The 17,218-nt window shown below is 65.1% G+C and carries 17 protein-coding genes; 10 read left to right on the forward strand and 7 right to left on the reverse strand.

What is annotated here, in order from left to right; translation table 11 throughout:
* The 5 genes from CO675_RS36835 to CO675_RS36855 form a co-directional block, all read right to left on the reverse strand.
* Positions 1-390, reverse strand: a 390-nt coding sequence (locus CO675_RS36835; protein ID WP_143279207.1) for a helix-turn-helix domain-containing protein, incomplete at its 3' end; no start/stop codon positions are given.
* Between the two features lie 217 nt (positions 391-607).
* Positions 608-1,798, reverse strand: coding sequence for a M24 family metallopeptidase (locus CO675_RS36840; protein WP_097676833.1), 1,191 nt, complete (start codon positions 1,796-1,798; stop codon positions 608-610).
* Positions 1,799-1,815: 17 nt separating this feature from the next.
* Positions 1,816-3,234 (reverse strand): MFS transporter, encoded by a 1,419-nt coding sequence (locus CO675_RS36845; RefSeq protein WP_097676784.1) that lies wholly within the window; start codon positions 3,232-3,234, stop codon positions 1,816-1,818.
* Between the two features lie 18 nt (positions 3,235-3,252).
* Positions 3,253-4,044, reverse strand: a complete 792-nt coding sequence (locus CO675_RS36850; RefSeq protein ID WP_097676785.1) for an alpha/beta fold hydrolase — start codon at positions 4,042-4,044, stop codon at positions 3,253-3,255.
* An 11-nt stretch (positions 4,045-4,055) separates the two neighbouring features.
* The gene (locus CO675_RS36855) at positions 4,056-5,675 is read right to left on the reverse strand and encodes an FAD-dependent monooxygenase (RefSeq protein WP_097676786.1); all 1,620 of its coding nucleotides are present in this window, start codon (positions 5,673-5,675) and stop codon (positions 4,056-4,058) included.
* 109 nt (positions 5,676-5,784) lie between these two features.
* Here CO675_RS36855 and CO675_RS36860 point away from each other — a divergent pair, with 109 nt between their 5' ends.
* From CO675_RS36860 to CO675_RS36895, 8 genes are all read left to right on the forward strand, one after another.
* Positions 5,785-6,681: a LysR family transcriptional regulator gene (locus tag CO675_RS36860; protein WP_097676787.1), complete on the forward strand. Its 897-nt coding sequence runs from the start codon at positions 5,785-5,787 to the stop codon at positions 6,679-6,681.
* Positions 6,682-6,892: 211 nt separating this feature from the next.
* The gene (locus CO675_RS36865; protein ID WP_097676788.1) at positions 6,893-8,266 is read left to right on the forward strand and encodes an aromatic ring-hydroxylating oxygenase subunit alpha; all 1,374 of its coding nucleotides are present in this window, start codon (positions 6,893-6,895) and stop codon (positions 8,264-8,266) included.
* A complete protein-coding gene (locus CO675_RS36870) occupies positions 8,266-8,781 on the forward strand; it encodes an aromatic-ring-hydroxylating dioxygenase subunit beta (RefSeq protein ID WP_097676789.1) in 516 nt (171 codons plus the stop codon). The genes CO675_RS36865 and CO675_RS36870 overlap by 1 nt, the downstream gene beginning before the upstream one ends.
* A gap of 8 nt (positions 8,782-8,789) precedes the next feature.
* Positions 8,790-9,113, forward strand: a complete 324-nt coding sequence (locus CO675_RS36875; protein ID WP_097676790.1) for a non-heme iron oxygenase ferredoxin subunit — start codon at positions 8,790-8,792, stop codon at positions 9,111-9,113.
* Positions 9,114-9,150: 37 nt separating this feature from the next.
* A complete protein-coding gene (locus tag CO675_RS36880) occupies positions 9,151-10,464 on the forward strand; it encodes an MFS transporter (RefSeq protein WP_097676791.1) in 1,314 nt (437 codons plus the stop codon).
* 77 nt (positions 10,465-10,541) lie between these two features.
* On the forward strand, positions 10,542-11,051 hold the full coding sequence (locus tag CO675_RS36885; RefSeq protein WP_158231363.1) for a MarR family winged helix-turn-helix transcriptional regulator: 510 nt from the start codon (positions 10,542-10,544) through the stop codon (positions 11,049-11,051).
* A gap of 147 nt (positions 11,052-11,198) precedes the next feature.
* Positions 11,199-11,480: a hypothetical protein gene (locus CO675_RS36890; RefSeq protein ID WP_097676793.1), complete on the forward strand. Its 282-nt coding sequence runs from the start codon at positions 11,199-11,201 to the stop codon at positions 11,478-11,480.
* Between the two features lie 222 nt (positions 11,481-11,702).
* Positions 11,703-12,656, forward strand: a complete 954-nt coding sequence (locus CO675_RS36895) for an AraC family transcriptional regulator (RefSeq protein ID WP_097676794.1) — start codon at positions 11,703-11,705, stop codon at positions 12,654-12,656.
* Between the two features lie 7 nt (positions 12,657-12,663).
* On the opposite strand, the gene CO675_RS36900 is transcribed toward CO675_RS36895, so the two are convergent.
* Complete coding sequence (locus tag CO675_RS36900) at positions 12,664-13,527, reverse strand: DUF2066 domain-containing protein (RefSeq protein ID WP_097676795.1); 864 nt, start codon at positions 13,525-13,527, stop codon at positions 12,664-12,666.
* Between the two features lie 200 nt (positions 13,528-13,727).
* Between CO675_RS36900 and CO675_RS36905 the strand changes: the two genes are divergently transcribed.
* Positions 13,728-14,741 (forward strand): zinc-dependent alcohol dehydrogenase family protein, encoded by a 1,014-nt coding sequence (locus CO675_RS36905; RefSeq protein WP_097676834.1) that lies wholly within the window; start codon positions 13,728-13,730, stop codon positions 14,739-14,741.
* Between the two features lie 9 nt (positions 14,742-14,750).
* Here CO675_RS36905 and CO675_RS36910 read toward each other — a convergent pair whose 3' ends face one another.
* Positions 14,751-15,524, reverse strand: coding sequence for an enoyl-CoA hydratase-related protein (locus CO675_RS36910; protein WP_097676796.1), 774 nt, complete (start codon positions 15,522-15,524; stop codon positions 14,751-14,753).
* Between the two features lie 101 nt (positions 15,525-15,625).
* Between CO675_RS36910 and CO675_RS36915 the strand changes: the two genes are divergently transcribed.
* Complete coding sequence (locus tag CO675_RS36915; protein ID WP_097676797.1) at positions 15,626-17,215, forward strand: gamma-glutamyltransferase; 1,590 nt, start codon at positions 15,626-15,628, stop codon at positions 17,213-17,215.
* Positions 17,216-17,218 lie beyond the last annotated feature (3 nt).

Genomic DNA, 17,218 nt, shown 5'->3' on the forward strand with positions numbered 1-17,218 from the left:
CGCCGAACGCTTCGGCGCCTTCCGCACCAGGCCCGCCGCCTGCAGGGCGAGCTTGGTCACCGTGTAGCCCAGCACATAGTCATGCCGCTTTTGCAACTGCTCGTGGAAGTGCTTCACCGTGAAGTCCGCGTACTGGTCCCGGAACAGTCCCAGCATCCGCTCCAGTTCTTCCTCTGGCGCCCGCCGTGGCGATCGCCGTCCCATGCGTCGGTCGACCAACCCGTCATCGCCCTCCGCCTCATAACGCTCCGCCCAGCGTTGGAAGGTCCGAACACTGATCCCGAGAAGCTCCGAAGCAGCCTCCTGCGTCAGCTCCCTCGCTTCCGTCCGTTCCAGCAAATCTGAAAACCGCATCCGTCGTACACCCTCGTGAATGGATGCCGTGCCCATCGTGCCCCCTTTGTTCCGGAGCACCGAAAACACGACACTTCACGAGCTACAAACAGGCGACAGATCACGAGCTACTGACAGACGTCGACCGCACCACTTGACACGTCGGGCAACTCAGGGATACACTTCTAGTATTCCGAAATTTACCACAAGCGCCTCAGGCACCGCAGGCTGAATCGGTGACCCAGCCCAAAATGCGGCCCTGGCGTTGACCGGTTCACGCCATGAGATGCGACGAATTCCATCCCCTGCCATGGTCACCGGGCGCTTCCCAGCCCACCTCGGAGACGAGCAGCGTGTCCTCGAGCTTGATGTAGCCGCGCGCCGGATGCAGCAGCGCGGTTTCGATCGAGATCACCATCCCGGATTCGAGCGGCCGGTCGGCGTCATACGGCGCGTAGGGTACCGGGCCGGTCGCGGTGAGGCGCGGCGCTTCGTGACTGACAAGCCCGATGCCGTGTGCGGTGAAGTCGAGCACGGCGCGATGCGGGGAGGCTTTGACGGACGCCTCGCCCGCCGCAATGATATCGCCTCCCATGGCGCCCGGCCGGATCGCGCGCCGCGCCACCTGCTGGACGTCCTCGATTTCTTGCAGCAACTCGCGGAGCTCGCTGTCGGGCTCGCCCAGAATGCCCATGCGGCTGAGGTCGCCGATATAGCCCCGGTAGTTTCCGCCGGAATCGATCGAGATCACGTCGCCCTCCACGAGGAGCTGGTCCGACGGCGCGCGGTTGTGGCTCTTGCCCGCGGCGATCAGGCAATATTCGAAGACGAGATCGCGTTGCTGCTCCTCACGACGCAGACGGGCGACGACCTCGTTCTTGGTCATGCCCGGCGTGCAGCATTTGAACGTCGCCATCATCGCATTGACGACCCGCTCGGAAGCCTCCCTGATGAGGTCCAGTTCGGCCGGAGACTTGACGGCACGAAGCCGTTCCAGCGTGAAATGGGCCTCGCGGACCTCGACGTTGCCAAGACCGGAAAGCAGCTGATCCCTGGCGTCGGCCGGCAGGAAGCCAGCCTCGATGCCGACGCGCCTGGCGACGCCCCCGAGCTTTTTCACATGATCAACGGCGAGGCCGATCGCATCGATCGTTCCCCATGCGCCCGCCTTGACGATCGGCGCCGATATCCGTCCGAGTTCATGCTCGAACTTTTCCATGCGGTTGCCGATATAGGCGGAATTTTCAGGGTGCCCTTTCTGATAGACGAAGACAGGCAGATAGCGACTGGTGCCGATCGCCTCCATGACGTCGAAGAAGAAGAAGCGATATCCACCGAGCAAATACTGCACATTGTGACGCGAGGTGGCGATCAGGATGTCGAGCCCCGCCTCCTCCATCAGCCGATCGAGTTTTGCAGCATCGAACGGCGCCGCCGTTGCGATCGTGTCGTGCGCATTGTCCATGATAAACTTTCCGTGTTTCACTGTCCCGCTGCCGCTTTTGCGGCCAGCGGCTTCGATGCGGCGCTCGAGCCCGCATTTTCACCGAACAGCGCCACCGGGCGTCCATGCGGCTCGACGCCGAGGAACGTAAAGGCAAGTCCGATCAGGAGGCCCGCGCCGGCAAGAAACAAGAACGCCGGCATCACCGCCGACGCGGTCGCGCTGGGATGCACGACATTGTCCGCACCCGCGATCAATGCGAGGCACAGGGGACCCACGATCTTGCCGACGCCGTTCGAGAGCTGGGCAAGGCCGACCGCGCGTCCCGAAAGCTGGACCGGAAAGATCTCCGCGGGATAGGGCCCGATGTTGGAGAACCCACCGTCGAAGAACACCGCGCCGACGATCAGGAAGACCAGGAACAGCGGCACCGAGCCGGCAAAGTCGTTGTGAAAATAGGCGGCCAGCGCCAGCGAGATCGCGGTGCCATAGCCCATCAACTGGCCGCACGGCTTGCGGCCGATCCGATTGGCGAGAAAGGCAAAGCCGGTCCGGCCGAGCACGCCGGCGAGACTGACATAGATGAACATCTTCGCCGCATCCTGGGGCGCGACGCCAAGCAGCAGCGCCACGATTGTCGGTCCCCACAGGAAAACGCCGTAGTTTGCCGTGCTGGCGCCGAACCAGATCAGGACCGTCAGCCAGAAGCGCCGCTGTTCTGCAAAGAGATCGGCGAATGTCGCCGGGTTCGCCGGCGGCAGCGTGGGCAGGGCGAACGCATCGCCGCCGACCCGATAGAGCTTTCGGATGCTCGCCTGCGCCTCGCGCACGCGGCCCTTGCTGATCAGCCAGCGCGGCGATTCCGGCATGATGATCATGGTCAGGATTGCGAGGATGATCGGCAGGAAGCCGACCGCGGCCAGGCCGCGCCAGCCGACCAGCGGCAACAGGAAGCTCGCCGTCACTGATGCCGACAGCACGCCGAAGGCGACCGGAACGACCACGAGGCTCGTGACCAGCGTACGATGCCGGGTCGGTGCGAATTCGACGATGGCGGGAACCGCCGCCGCCGCGCCCGCGGCAAGGCCGAAGCCGACGAAGAAGCGGAGGATCGCAAACGCAACCCAGCCGTCCTCCGGAATGAACGCGATCGCGCCCGAGGTCAGGCCGCAAAGCAGAACGCCGGCAACCGCCAGCGGCTTGCGCCCGAAGCGATCGGCGAGCACGCCAGCGGCGAACGCCCCCAGCATCGCCCCGACGCCGGCGCTCATCAGCATGATCGAGGTCTGGCCGAACGTCAGGTGCCATTTCGGCGCCAGCACCGAGACCAGAAACCCCACCACAAAGAAATCGAAGAAATCGACCACGCCCGAGATGGCGAAGATGATGATCGATAGCCAATAGCGCGTCGTCACCGGCGCTTCGTCGAACGGCACGGCGTTCGCTTGCTCAGCCATGGTCTCCCCCTGTTGTTGTCAAGCCGCCTTCTTTTTTGAATTCACAAACGCCGTCACCGCCTCCGCCACCCGTTCGGGGGCCTGGATCGATGCGACATGGCCGACATCAGCGATGGTCCTGGTCTCGACGCACGAGAGATCGCGCGCGAGCGCAAACGTCTCCGCGTTCGGGATCAGCCGGTCGTCGCCGCCCGCGAGCAGCAAGGTCGGGCGATCAAAGCCCGTCAGATCAGCGGCGACGGGCTGCGCGAGCAACGCACCACGCCGCGTCTTCTGGCCGTCGTCGCGGTTCGAGCCACGGAAGATGTCGATCAGTTCGGGCCGCGCGCGCAGATAGTCCGGCGGAAAGAAGAACTCCGCGATCTTCGGCGCGTTGCCTGCGGTGTCCGCGCGGTACGACGCGAGCTTGCGGAAGACATCCGCGTTGACGTCGAGCGGGCTCCTGTTGACCTTCCAGGTGCTGCTCAGGATCAGGCGATCGATTCTGCCGGGATGGCGTGCCGCCAGCACTTGCGCGATCTGGCCGCCGAGCGAGGTCCCGAAGACATGGGCACGATCGTAACCGAGCCCTCCGATCAAGGCCGCGGCATCGTCAGCCAGATCGGCCAGCGAATAGGACGACAGAAGATTCCTGGTGGAGCCGGAATCGCGCTGGTCATAGGCGATCACGGTGAAGTTCGCCGCCAGCGCAGGCGCAAGGCCGTCGAACATCGAGTGATCGGCCTCGCCGCCGTGCAGCAGCACGATCGGCTCGCCGCGTCCGGTTTTCTCGAACGCCGTGACGACGCCGCCAGATTCGAACGATTGCATGAGGGTCTCCGCTAGTGCAGCAACGTCGAGAGCGCGCCGGCCAATTCCTTCGCCGGATCCGACGGCACCCACGGCATCCGCCACGCCACGTGTCCGTCAGGGCGCACCAGCACGGCGCCCCGCATGCCCAACTGGAATCCATCGGCCGGGTCGGCTGACGGCAGTTGCTTCAACGAGAGCGGCAGGCCGGTCTTCTCCGACACCTGCTTCCCCGCCTCCAGCCACTCGCTGCCGAGCGGCCCGGTGACGACGGTGAATGCCTTGTCGAACCAGTCGAGCGTCGATTTCTTGCGCGAAGGCTCGAGCCACATATGCGGAAAGCGTGCGCCTGGACGGTCGGACGGCGTGTAGTAGCGTGAGTTCAACGCCTTCGCGACGGTGCCATCGGGGATCACCGCGCCCTCCTCGTAATTGTGTCCGAGGTTTTGCCCGATGCTGTGCAGGTGATTGTCCATATCGTTGATCCAGAACCTGATCCGGTCCGGATTGCGCGATCGCACGGCGTCGTCGGTCAGCCCAAATCGCAGCCGATTGCCGTAACTGAAATTGGCGTTGGATTGCGCGATCGGTCGGCGCTCGCTGGAATAGCTGTCGAGCAGCTTTTCGTCCGCGCGGCCCTTCAGCACGAAGGCGAGCTTCCAGGCGAGATTATGCGCGTCCTGAACGCCGGAGTTCAGGCCGAAGCCGCCGGTGGGCGGAAAGCGGTGCGCGCAGTCGCCGACCAGAAATACCCGGCCCTTTCGAAAGGTCTCGGCCACCTGCATGCTGACGCGCCAGATCGAACGGTTGAGAAGCGTGACATCGAGGTCCGGGATGCCGACATGGCCGCGCGCGATCTCGATGAACTCCTGGTCGGTCCACGGCCGCTCGCGATCGTCCTTGGTCAGGCCGATTTGCGTCACGGTGAGCCAGCGGTCCCGGCCGTTGGTGTTCAGGATGCCGGCGCGCGGCAGATCGGGCCTGTCCGGGACGATGATGAAGCCGGCAGCCTCGCGTGCGATCGGCAACCGCGACAGATCGGCCCGCCAATATTCATTCGACATCACCGCCAGGGTGGACGGTCCGACCATCTCGATCCCGGCGCTGCGCCGCGTCTGGCTGCCCGCGCCATCGGCGGCGATCAGGTAGGTCGCCGTCCACTGCGTCACCTCGCCGGACTTTTCGCAACGCGTCGTGACGTTGACGCCGCTGTTGGTCTCCTCGAACGATTCACAGGCCGTGTTGAAAAGGACGGTGGCGTGTTTGGACTTCTCGACCACCCGCAGAATTTCCTCTTCGACGGCATCCTGCGCGACCAGGCTCTTCCAGGCGGGGGTATGTCCGATATTCGGCTCGGGACGGGTGCGGCCGAACTCGCGACCGGCGATGCTGTCGAGGAACACGAACATGTCGGAGTTGTCCTGCAGGCCGCGGTCGCGGATCGCCTGCTCGATGCCCCATTGCCGGAAGATCTCCATGGTGCGGACCCAGCAGCCGCGCGACTTGGGATGATCCGTCGTCGTCGGGCTCTTCTCGACCACGACGCAATCGATGCCGAAGCGATCGAGCAGCAATGACATCGCAAGCCCGACCGGCCCGCCGCCGGCGATGAATACGGACGTCTGGCGTGCCTCATCGGTGGCGATGCCCATCCTCGTCTCTCCTCCGTTTGATCGTTGGTGAGAGACTGCTCCCTTTTTGGTATCTCACAAGAATATGTTTGATATGGTATCCATCTCGAATTGAGATGGAGCGCCCGTCATGGACCTGCGACAGATCCGCTATTTCGTCGCCGTCGCCGAGCGTGGCGGCTTTGCCGCCGCCGCGAGCACGCTGAATGTCGCCCAATCGGCGCTCAGCCGCCACGTCAAGGAACTCGAAGACGAGTTGGGCGGCGCCCTGCTCGAACGCGGCGCGCGCGGTGTCTCGGTCACGGAATCCGGCAGGGTACTGCTCGCGCGCGGGCGTTGGCTGCTTGGGACAATCGACGACATCAAGGCCGAGGTGCGCACCGAAAATCGGGAGCCCAGCGGTACGGTCCGGATGGGCGCGCCGCCAAGCCTCGGCGATATCCTCTACCCGCCGCTCGCCCAGACATTCGTGAAGCAATTTCCACGCGTGCGGCTCGAGCTCAATGAAGTCTTGACGGAAAACGCATCCGAGCGCCTGCTGCGCGGTGAGCTCGATCTGGCGATCGTGACGACGCCGCCTCCCAACGATCACCTCGACTATGAACTGCTCATGGTCGAACAGGTGTTCCTGATCGGGCCGGCGCGCGATCCGCTGCTGAAGCGCGGCAGACTGACCCGCAAGGAGTTCGATGCCCTGCCGTCCGCCGTGGGCCCGCTCAGCCGCAACCCGTTTCCGTCGACAACGCTCTGCGCGGTTCGCGTCGACAACAGCACCCCGATGAAGCGCATGGTGGCCGCAGGCCTCGGCTACGCATTGCTGCCGTTCTCCGGCATTCACCAGGAAGTCGCTGCCGGTACGCTAGCGGCAGCGCTGTTGCCGTGGATGCGCGCCGACCGCGTCCTGGCATTGCCGCGCGGACGGCCGGTGAGCCGGGCAACGCGTGAAACGATTGCAACGTTGAAGAAGATCTGCCGCGCTTTGATCGATGACGGAATTATCCTGACCGCGCCGGCGCGCAAGAGCTGAGCAAGATTCCGCGCCGCACGCGCGGGCTCCATTCGCGGCATCCCGCCCGTTCCAGGCGGCCCGGCCTCACCGCGTCCGCCCTGGGTCCACCAATCGCCTTGACCATAGTTGTCATGACAACTATAGAGTCATTCCAAGATTGGCGATCAAGCCGGCTGTTCCCGCCGCGGAACGCGCCTTGCAGCCGACGGCAAGTCGTAGGGAGGACGTGATGAACGCTGCTTCGCAGAACCACGCGGCACGGCTGCGCGAGATTTCCCGGCTCATTGACGACCGCCCCAGCGAACGCATCTTCCAAGTCGATCGCCGGATCTTCAGCGATCCGGACGTGTTCGACGCCGAGCTGCGGTATATTTTCGAGGCCACGTGGAATTTCATCGGCCTGGAGTCCCAGGTCGCCCGGCCGAACGACTTCGTCACCACCCATATCGGCCGGCATCCGATTCTCGTGATGCGGAGCGCCGAGGGCAAGGTCGGTGCATTCCTCAACACCTGCCGGCATCGCGGAACGATCGTCTGCCCGTTCAAGCAGGGCCGGCAGAAGTTTCACGTCTGCCGCTATCATGGCTGGGCCTACGACTCGAGCGGACGCAACATCTCGGTGACGGAGGAAGCCAGCGGGCAGTATCCGCCGTCCTTCTCGAACCAAAATCACGACCTGCTCCCGGTCGCCCGGCTCGGCTCGTATCGCGGATTCCTGTTCGCAAGCCTCTCAGCCGACGTTCCGCCGCTGGAAGAGTTTCTCGGCGACACCCGCGCCTTCCTCGACCTCATCATAGATCAGAGTGACAGCGGTGAAGTCGAGTTCGTGCCGGGCGCAAGCACCTATACCTTCGATGCCAACTGGAAGCTGCAGTTCGAGAACGGTCTCGACTACTACCATTTCGCGACCACCCACAGCTCCTACGTCGATATCCTGAAGAAGCGCAACGCCACCGCCGGACCGGACGCCGGTTTCACGGTCGAGCCGGAAGGCGAGCAGGAAGGACAGGGCAGCTTCAGCTTCGACTATGGCCACGCCGTCAACTGGTCGATCAAGCGGACGCAGCTCTACGGCCGTCCGCTCGGCATGGACCCGGCGCGCCTCGATGCGGTGCGGCAGCGCGTCGGCAGCACCCGCGCCAAGTGGATGCTTCGCCAGCGCAACCTCACGATCTTTCCGAACCTGCAGGTGATCGACATCCTGTCGGCGCAGGTGCGGACCTGGCGGCCGCTGGCGCCCGACAAGACCGAGATGGTGTCGCATTGTCTCGCGCCGGTCGGCGAAAGCGCTGCGGCCCGCACCCTGCGGATCCGCAACTACGAAGACTTCTTCAACGCCTCGGGGCTCGCGAGCTCCGACGACAACGTGATGTATGAATTCTGCCAGACCGGCTATGAGGCGACATCGGCCGCGCCCACGCAAGGCTATCTGCGCGGCGTTGCCGACGTCGGCCACGACGAGAGCGCGCATACGCGCGAGCTCGGCATAACCGCGTCCGAATGGTCGTTCGGCCCCACCAGTTTTGGCGGCGAGACGAACTTCCACCCCGGCTATCGCGAGTGGCGCAGGCTGTTGCAGCACGCCGCGGGGGAGACGGCGTGATGGCTGAAAGCGCAATCAAGCAAACGGATGCGCACGCGGTCGCCGCCGCGACCGTCTTCCGCGAAGCCCGCCTGCTCGACACCGGCGAATGGACCGATTGGGTCGCGATGTACAGCGAGGATGCGGTCTATTGGGTGCCGGGATGGCTCGACGAATACACCACCACCAGCGATCCCGATACGCAGGTCTCGCTGCTCTACCACGATGCCCGGCGCGGGCTGGAGGAGCGGATCGCGCGCATCGAGTCGCGCAAATCGATCACGGCGCTGCCGTTGCCGCGCACCGTGCACCAGATCTCGAACCTGGAGGCGTCCGAGAGCGGACCTGACGAGATCATCTGTCAGTCGGTGTTCTCGGTGCACGTCTACGACCCGCGCGTCGCCAAGGAGCATCTGCGCCACGGGCGCTATCAGCACACGCTGAAGCGCGAAGGCGAGACCTGGAAGATCGCGCGCAAGGTCATCACGCTGGTCAATGACCGGGTCCCGACCGTGCTCGATTTCTACAGCATCTGAGAGGGGACATGACGGACGACGGAAGCTGGCACGAAGCTGCCGCACTCGGCGCGCTGAGCGAAGGCGAGCCCCACGGCATCGAAATCGCCGGCCATCACATCGCGCTCTATCGCGTCGGCAATGAGTACTACGCCACCAGCAACATCTGCACCCATGCGGAGGCGCTCCTGTCCGACGGCATGCTGGACGGCTGCGAGATCGAATGCCCGCTGCACATGGGCCGCTTCGACATCCAGACCGGCGAGGCGCTGACCAGTCCGGTCGAGATCGACATCCAGACCTATCCGGTCCGCGTGGTTGGCGACCGGCTGGAAGTCTGCCTGCCCGCATAGCGCGACCGTCAAATAATCAAGAATCGGGGAAGCCGGGATGACCGAAGTCGTGATGGACAAGGCGGCGAGTGCGACCGCCGATCCGGAGATCGAGCGCAGCACGGTCCGCAAGGTCGCGCTGCGCCTGATGTGGTTCGTGATGGCGATGTACTTCCTCGCCATTCTCGACCGCGGCAATATCTCCTTTGCCGCGCTGCAGATGAACAAGGAGCTCGGGCTCAACGCCGAGATGTTCGGCATCGCGGTCGGGATCATGTATTTCACCTATTCGATCTTCGAGATCCCGAGCAATCTCATCCTCAGCAAATACGGCGCCCGCATCACGCTGACGCGGATCGCGATCCTGTGGGGCATCGCCACCGTGCTGATGGCCTTCACGCAGGGGCCATTGAGCCTCTATGCATTCCGCGGCTTCCTCGGCTTTGCCGAGTCCGGCCTGTTTCCCGGCGTCATGCTGCTGCTGAGCCTCTGGTTTCCGTTCAGCTACCGCGCCCGCTACAACGCGATGTTCAACTATGCGGTGCCGATCTCCTATATCTTCGCCTCGCTGATCTCCGGTGCCATCCTCGAGCTGAACGGCACGTTCGGCATCTCCGGCTGGAAGTGGCTGTTCATCCTCGAAGGCGTGCCGCCCATCATCCTGGGCATCGTCGGCATCTTCTATCTGACCGACCGCCCGCAGCAGGCGAGCTGGCTGTCGGCGGCGCAGCGCAACTGGCTGACCGGCGCGCTGGAGCGCGACGCCAGGGCAACCGGGGTTGTGCATGCCGAGGGCGTGCTCAGGACCATCACCAAGCCGATGGTGCTGCTGTTCGGCTTGTGCAATTTCGGCCTGTTCTGCGGGCTGGCATCGCTGTTTCCCTGGCTGCCGCAAATCATCAAGTCGTTCGGCCTGCCGAATTCGCAGGTCGGCTTCGTGACCGCGATCCCGCCGATCGCCGGCCTGATCGGCATGATTGCACTGTCGCGGCACTCCGATCATGTCGGTGAGCGCTTCTACTATGCCGCGACGACCTTCGTGATCGCAGCAGTGGGCTTTGCCATCGCCGCGTTCTCCACCTCGCCGGCCTGGATCATCGTCGGATTCATGGTTGCCAATGTCGGCGTCTATGGTACGCAGGCCGTGTTCTGGACCATCCCACAGTCCTACATGTCGCGGCAGAGCGCGCCGGGAGCGATCGGCCTGGTCGGCATGATCGGCAGCATCGGAGGCGCGACGATCCCGATCGTGATCGGACGCGCCAAGGATACCTCGGGCAGCTTCACCACCGGATTCCTCGTGGTCACAGGCGTTCTCCTCGTCGCGGCGGTCCTGGTCTTGATCGCGCGCACACGACTCGTGAAAGAATGAAAAGCCGGACTGCACCAAATCGTACCAAAGTCGCTGATCCGCACCGCGCCGCGCAGGAGGACGCGGGATCGGAACTGGTGATCGATTTCGAACGCTACGTGCCGACGGTGCTGTCGAGCCTGGTCGCGAAGCTGCGCGCCAACGCCAACGCGTTCTTCCCGCAGGCCTACGGCGTGTCGCTCGCGGAATGGCGGGTGCTGTCCTTTCTCCGGGAGCATGAGCCCGCCAGCGCCTACGACATCTGGACCAACGCGCAACTGGACAAGGCCGTCGTCAGCCGCGAGACGACGTCGCTGAAGAAGAAGGGGCTGATCGCGCTGACGCCGGTCAGAGGCAGCGCCCGGAACCGGAGCGAGATCCGCCTGACGGCACAGGGCGTGGCGCTGCTCGACCGCAGCCTCGACGAAATCCTGCGCCGGCACAGCAACCTCACGGCCGGCCTCGACGCCAAGGCGCTCGATACTTTCTTCCGTGTCGTTGATCACATCGAGCACCGCATTCCTCATATGGCCGACCAGCCCGGACGTGCCGCACCGGCCCATGCGCCGGTCAAGCGCATTGCGAAGCGGAGATCGACCGGCGCCTGAACGCGGCAGGCCGGGAAGACGCCGCTCGCGCAGATCGAGATTCGATTCACGGTGCGGTGAGCACATGACGGAACCGGGCGTAATTTATGTTTCAGTAAGCAAGTTGTAGCTAGAGTCGATCAGTGAGTTGCGTATAGGAGACTTCCAGTGATCGACTTTGACGAACTTCGTAGTATCGCCGCGGATGTTCGTATCTTTATCGATGCTTCGGAAGACAAGGGTGGCGCGCTGAAGGCCATCGTCGACGCTTACGACGTCGTTCTCGGCATCTTCCCGGCCGGCCCCGGAATGGACCTTCACGTGGTCAAGGGCACCGAAGTTCTCAATCACATCGCGCAGACCCAGGCCTCGACGGGCTTCACGCACACCGCCATCGCATTCCAGAACCGCGAGCAGGCTGTTGCGCTTGAGCACCTGATGGCGGCCTAGCCACCGGCGTCGGACGGCGAACGGCTGGCATTTCGCTTTGAGATCAAATGATTGCCCGCCATGCGGCGGGCGCATATGCACTTTGTGCCAGTCTCGCGCCCACGACGCGCGGTCTGACAAGTCGATGTCCCGGCCCGTCGATCCCGTGCCGTCGTCCGCGTTGCCTTCCCGGGCAAAACCGGCAAGAATCCCGCCCACGATTCCGCCATGGGACGCGTGGATATGGGCCAGCACCTGATGGTTCACAGCGGCGAGCTTGACGGCTTCGAGGGACTCCACGACGCCGTCAAGGGTTCGCATGTCGAGGTCATGCAGCTTGAGCGCGGCAAGCTGCGCGGGACGTTGTCCCATGTCGGGATCGGCGATTTCTCGCTCAGCATCGGCGCATTCAATGTCGGGGTCCGCACCCAGCGGACTTCGGCCGATGACAAGCTGATCATCGGAATGCTGCTGAACGCCACGGATCGCGTCACGCATTGGGCATTCGACATGCAGCCGGCCGACGTGCTGGTGATCCCTCCGTCGGTCGAGCATGACGGCGTGTTTCACAAGGCCTCCTCCTATGCCGCCATTCGCTTCGACATGGCCGATCTGCCCGACATATTCGGCGATGAGCCCCGGCTCGCGGATGCCGAAACATGGCACGCCAAGAACCACTTTCGCGCCGACCCCACGCTCGGCATGGCCGGGGCGGTCAGGCTGCCGCAGATCGTCGCGCATCTCGCCCGCTATCCGGACGCGCTGTCCGACACCTCGTCAGAGTTCTGGAAGCGCGCGATCATCGATTGCGTCAGGCCGACGGCGATGACATCGCTGCCGCCAGACGGAACCAGCTACCTGCCGTCGGCGATGAAGCTGGTGCGCGACGTTGAGGACTATCTGCACGCCGCGGGCGCCCGCCCGGTCCATGTCTCGGAAATCTGCACCGAGCTCCGGCTGTCGCGACGCAGCCTGCACCGCGCCTTCCACGAAGTGTTCGGCGTCGGCCCGGTGACGTTCCTGCGCTACAAGCGGCTCTGCGTGATTCGTTCGATCCTGCGCGAGAGCACGCCGGAGCAGACCACCGTGTCCAAGGTTGCGATCGAACAGGGCTTCATCGAGCTCGGGCGCTTCTCGCAATATTATCGCGCGATGTTCGGGGAGTACCCGTCGCAGACGCTCGGCTACGCCGGCTAGAGCAAGTTCATTTCGATCGCCCCGGATCGCCATTGCCCGACAGCACCTGAGCGGCGCCGCCGACGCCACGCCGGAAGGCCTCATCGAAGGTGACGCCGCGGAACTGCCATTTGTAGTCCTTGCCGCCCCACGCCATCCGCCATTGCGTGGTCCAGCCGAGATCCTTGTCATCCCAGACCAGCTGTCCGACCAGAATGGCTTCGCCGCCCTGCGGCGCCACGATCGCACTCAGCTGTGCGGGCGGCATCTTCAGGAGCCCGGCGGCCGTGACGTTGGCGCGCGTCAGAGCGGCCGCATCGGGCAGCACGACGCGCATGCCGCGCTTGCCGGCGGCAGCCGCGAGCGCATCGCGCTGCAGATCGGACTGCGTCCCGTCCGATGTGACGATGTAGTCCTTCGGACCGTGCAGCATCTCGACGAACACGCCGAGCATCGGCCGCTGCGATCGCCACGCCTTGAGGCCGAGCTTGGCGAGAATGCCGTCGATCTTGCTCTGGTCGAAAGCAACCGTCAGGTCGTAAGGCCGGTCGCGGGTGCCCTGCTCGTCATGATGCGCCTTGCCGGCATACTGGTCGTGATAGTCGAAACTGCCGACGAATTCGCGCGCCCTGGATTTGTAGCCTGCGAGACGACGGTCGCTTGCCAGCATCGGCTGGCCCGAGACCTTGATCAGCACGTCCTCCAGGCACGCACCGAAGCCGATGATGCGGTTCGGCTCGCCCTGGCCGGTGACGACGGTCTGCGCGCGATAGAGGTCGTCATCCGCCGCCATCGCAGCGCTGCAACAGATCAATGCAGCGGCAAGCGTCCGGACCACACCACGCGCGAACGCAGCGATCAGATTGCGCTTCGTCCCAAGCAAGGCAGCCATCGTCACCTCCGCTCGCTCACGTCATCGACGGTACATTGGCGGTATTTTCCGCCAGCGCCAATCGGTTCGGGCATGGGCGCCATTCCATCGGCCGCACTGCACGCTATGGCCACGCGCGGCGGGCCTGGCATATGCTGGGTGGATGCGCGGCGGCGCGCGGCGCGCCGCTCACGACGAGAACAGCCAGCAGGAGACGGCCCGTGAAATGCTACGAGTTGCAAGGCCCCGGCGGCGTCGACGCGCTTGCGCTGGTCGACAAGCCGGTTCCGCAGGCCGGTCCCGGCGAGGTGCTGGTGCGGCTGAAGGCGGCGACGCTGAACTATCGCGACCTGCTCACGGTCAATGGCGGCTACGGTTCGCGGCAGAAGTTTCCGCTGGTGCCGGTGTCCGACGGCGCCGGTGTCGTCGAGGAGGTCGGCGCCGGAGTCAGGAGTTTCGCGCCCGGCGATCGCGTGATCGGCAGCTTCTTCGAAAGCTGGCTCGGCGGCGAGCCCAGCGAGGCGCGGATGCGCGCGGCGCTCGGCGGCAGCGTCGACGGCGTGCTGACCGAATATCGCGTCTTCCCGGCGCACGCGCTGGTGCGCACGCCGGAGCATCTGAACGACGTCGAGGCCGCGGCGCTGCCCTGCGCCGGCCTCACGGCATGGAGCGCGGTGGTCAAGCTCGGCGACATCAAGCCGGGACAGACCGTGCTGACCCAGGGCACCGGCGGCGTCTCGCTGTTCGCGCTGCAATTCGCCAAGATGTGCGGCGCCCGCGTCATCGCGACCTCGTCCAGCGACGCCAAGATCGCGCGACTGAAGCAGCTCGGCGCCGACGTCACGCTCAACTACAAGACCACGCCCGACTGGGGCAAGAAGGCGCGCGAGCTGACCGGGCGCGGCGTCGATCTCGTCGTCGAGGTTGGCGGCGTCGGCACGCTGAACGAGTCGATCCGCGCGACGAAGATCGGCGGCACCATCGCCTTCATCGGCGTGCTCGCCGGTCCCGCCTCGTCCGACACAAGGCTGCCGCTGATGGTGATGCAGCAGCAGCGGCTGCAGGGCGTCACCGTCGGCTCGATCGAGGATCTGCAGGCGCTGTGCGACGGCATCAGCATGCACGGCGTCAAGCCCGTGATCGACAAGGTGTTCGCGTTCGACCAGGTCAAGGACGCGTTCGCCCACATGGCGAGCGGCGCGCATTTCGGCAAGATCGCGATTGCGATCGGCTAGCATGCTTGCCTAGCGCCCCGTGAACTGGGCCTTGCGCTTCTCGACAAAGGCCTGACGGCCTTCCTTCGCGTCGGCGCTTTCGCGGATTATCATCTGCAACTCGATTTCGCGGCGGAACTGATCGGCGTAGCTGGCGTGCTCGCTCTCCTCGAGCAGCTGCCGGGTCGCGACCAGCGCGCGCGTCGGGCCATCGGCGAGACGGCCGGCGAGCGCCCTCGCCTCGTCGAGCAGCCTTTCGTCATCGACCACGTCGCGCACCAGTCCCCACTCTTTCGCCCGCTCGGCCGACAGCGGCTCGTTCAGGAGCATCAGCTCGAGCGCGCGCTGGCGTCCGATCAGGCGCGGCAAGAGCCAGGTCGAGCCGAGGTCGGGCACCAGGCCGATCCGGCTGAACACCTGGATGAAGCTCGCCGAGCGCGCGGCCAGGATGATGTCGCCGGACATCGCAAGGCTGAAGCCGCCGCCGGCTGCGACGCCGTTGACCGCAACCACCACCGGCATCCGGCACTCGCGCAAGGCCTGCATCGCCGGCCAGTAATGCTTCATGACACCGGTATAGATATTGTCGCCGAGCGAGTTGAACGCCTTGAGATTCTGCCCGGAGCAGAAGCCGCGTCCCTCCCCGGTCAGGATCAGCGCGCGGATGCCGGGCTCGACGCCCATCTCGCCTATGGCGCGAGCGAGATCGCCGAGCAGTTCCGGCGTCATGGCGTTCAGGCTGGCGGGATCGTTCAGCGTCAGAATGCCGACCTTGCCGTCCCGCTCACGCTTCACACTGCTCATTTTCCGCTCCCCGAAATTGGTTCTTGTTGCACTGACAGTGCCAAGCTTGGCATGCTACGCCAACGTGACCCGCCCGCAACAAGAACAGCGAAAGCAACGCCATGTCCGATCAGTTCTCCAACTCGCAAGTGATCCGCAAGCCGGCCGTCAGCGCCAAGGGCGGCATCGTCGCCGCGCAGTCGCGCAAGGCGGCCGAAGTCGGCGCCGAGGTATTGGCAGCGGGCGGCGATTGCGTCGACGCCGTGATTGCAACCACCTTCGCCCTCGGCGTGCTGGAGCCGTGGATGAGCGGCGCCGGCGGCGGCGGCGCCATGGTGCTGTATCGCGCCAAGGAGAACCGCGTCGAGGTGATCGACTACGGCATGCGCGCGCCCGACGGCCTGCGCCTGGAGGATTATCCGCTGACCGGGGGCGCGGCCTCCGACCTGTTCCCCTGGGCGCGGGTCAAGGATGACCGCAACCTGCACGGCCCGGGCTCGATCGCGGTGCCCGGCGTCGTCGCCGGCATGGAAGAGGCGCATCGCCGCCACGCCAAAATGCCGTGGAAGGACCTGCTGGCGCCGAGCGTCAAGCTCGCCGGCGAAGGCCTGCTGGTGGATTGGTGGACCACCGACATGGTCGCTAGCTCGGCCGCGGATCTGCGGCGCTATCCGGCCAGCGCCGCGGCGTATCTGCTGGACGGCCTGCCGCCGAATGCGCAATGGGGCATCAAGTCGGTGGTCCGCATGCCGCAGGACAGGCTGCAGGCGACGATGGCGCAGCTTGCCGCAGCCGGCCCGCGCGATTTCTACGAGGGCGATCTCGCCCGCAGCATCGCCGACGATATCCAGGCCGCCGGCGGCGCACTGTCGGTGCGCGATCTCGCCGCCTTCCGCGCCCATTTGCGCGAACCGCTCAAGATTCCCTATCGCGGCGGCACGGTCTACGCGACCCCGGAGCTGACCGCGGGTCCGACCATGGCGCGCACGCTCGGCCTGCTGCAGAAGGCGCTCGTACCCATGCAGGGCGGTCCGGATGCGGCCGCCTATACCGCCTACGCCGAGGCGCTGCAGGCCGCCTATCGCGAGCGGCTGAAGGACATGGGCGATGTCGACGGCCGCCGCGCGCTCGGTGCCGAGGCGATCGCGCCATCCTGCACCACGCATTTCTCGGCGGTCGACCGCGACGGCAACATGGCCGCGGTGACGCAGACACTGCTGTCGACCTTCGGCTCCAAATTCGTGACGCCGAACACCGGCCTCACCATGAACAACGGCATCATGTGGTTCGATCCGACGCAAGGCAATCCGAACTCGCTCGCCCCCGGCAAGCGCTGCCTGACCAATTACACGCCCGTGGTGGCTGAGACAGCCGACGGCCGCCGTCTTGCCGCCGGCGCATCCGGCGGCCGCCGCATCCTGCCCGCGGTGTCGCAGCTGCTCTCCTACGTGATGGATTTCGGCATGGATCTCGACGCCGCGATCCATCAGCCCCGCATCGACGCCAGCGAAGGCAATGTCGTGATCGGCGATGTCCGCCTGCCGCAAGCCGTGCGTGAGGTGCTGCGCGGCCGCTTCGACTATGCGGAGGCGCGCATCCAGACCCAGCCAAAGAAGTTCGCCTGCCCCAGCATCGTGCTGCGCGATGGCACCACAAACAGCGGCGCCACCGAGCCGTTTCATCCGTGGAGCGATGCAATCGCGGAGGCGTGAACC

This window comes from Bradyrhizobium sp. C9 (genome assembly GCF_002532045.1).
In the GTDB taxonomy this organism is placed as follows: domain Bacteria; phylum Pseudomonadota; class Alphaproteobacteria; order Rhizobiales; family Xanthobacteraceae; genus Bradyrhizobium.

What these genes read in the sequence shown, in the direction of transcription:
- CO675_RS36840 (WP_097676833.1), bottom strand. Translation starts at nt 1,798, where the DNA reads ATGGACAATGCGCACGACACGATCGCAACGGCGGCGCCGTTCGATGCT.
- CO675_RS36845 (WP_097676784.1), bottom strand. Translation starts at nt 3,234, where the DNA reads ATGGCTGAGCAAGCGAACGCCGTGCCGTTCGACGAAGCGCCGGTGACG.
- CO675_RS36850 (WP_097676785.1), bottom strand. Translation starts at nt 4,044, where the DNA reads ATGCAATCGTTCGAATCTGGCGGCGTCGTCACGGCGTTCGAGAAAACC.
- CO675_RS36855 (WP_097676786.1), bottom strand. Translation starts at nt 5,675, where the DNA reads ATGGGCATCGCCACCGATGAGGCACGCCAGACGTCCGTATTCATCGCC.
- CO675_RS36860 (WP_097676787.1), top strand. Translation starts at nt 5,785, where the DNA reads ATGGACCTGCGACAGATCCGCTATTTCGTCGCCGTCGCCGAGCGTGGC.
- CO675_RS36865 (WP_097676788.1), top strand. Translation starts at nt 6,893, where the DNA reads ATGAACGCTGCTTCGCAGAACCACGCGGCACGGCTGCGCGAGATTTCC.
- CO675_RS36870 (WP_097676789.1), top strand. Translation starts at nt 8,266, where the DNA reads ATGGCTGAAAGCGCAATCAAGCAAACGGATGCGCACGCGGTCGCCGCC.
- CO675_RS36875 (WP_097676790.1), top strand. Translation starts at nt 8,790, where the DNA reads ATGACGGACGACGGAAGCTGGCACGAAGCTGCCGCACTCGGCGCGCTG.
- CO675_RS36880 (WP_097676791.1), top strand. Translation starts at nt 9,151, where the DNA reads ATGACCGAAGTCGTGATGGACAAGGCGGCGAGTGCGACCGCCGATCCG.
- CO675_RS36895 (WP_097676794.1), top strand. Translation starts at nt 11,703, where the DNA reads ATGGGCCAGCACCTGATGGTTCACAGCGGCGAGCTTGACGGCTTCGAG.
- CO675_RS36900 (WP_097676795.1), bottom strand. Translation starts at nt 13,527, where the DNA reads ATGGCTGCCTTGCTTGGGACGAAGCGCAATCTGATCGCTGCGTTCGCG.
- CO675_RS36910 (WP_097676796.1), bottom strand. Translation starts at nt 15,524, where the DNA reads ATGAGCAGTGTGAAGCGTGAGCGGGACGGCAAGGTCGGCATTCTGACG.
- CO675_RS36915 (WP_097676797.1), top strand. Translation starts at nt 15,626, where the DNA reads ATGTCCGATCAGTTCTCCAACTCGCAAGTGATCCGCAAGCCGGCCGTC.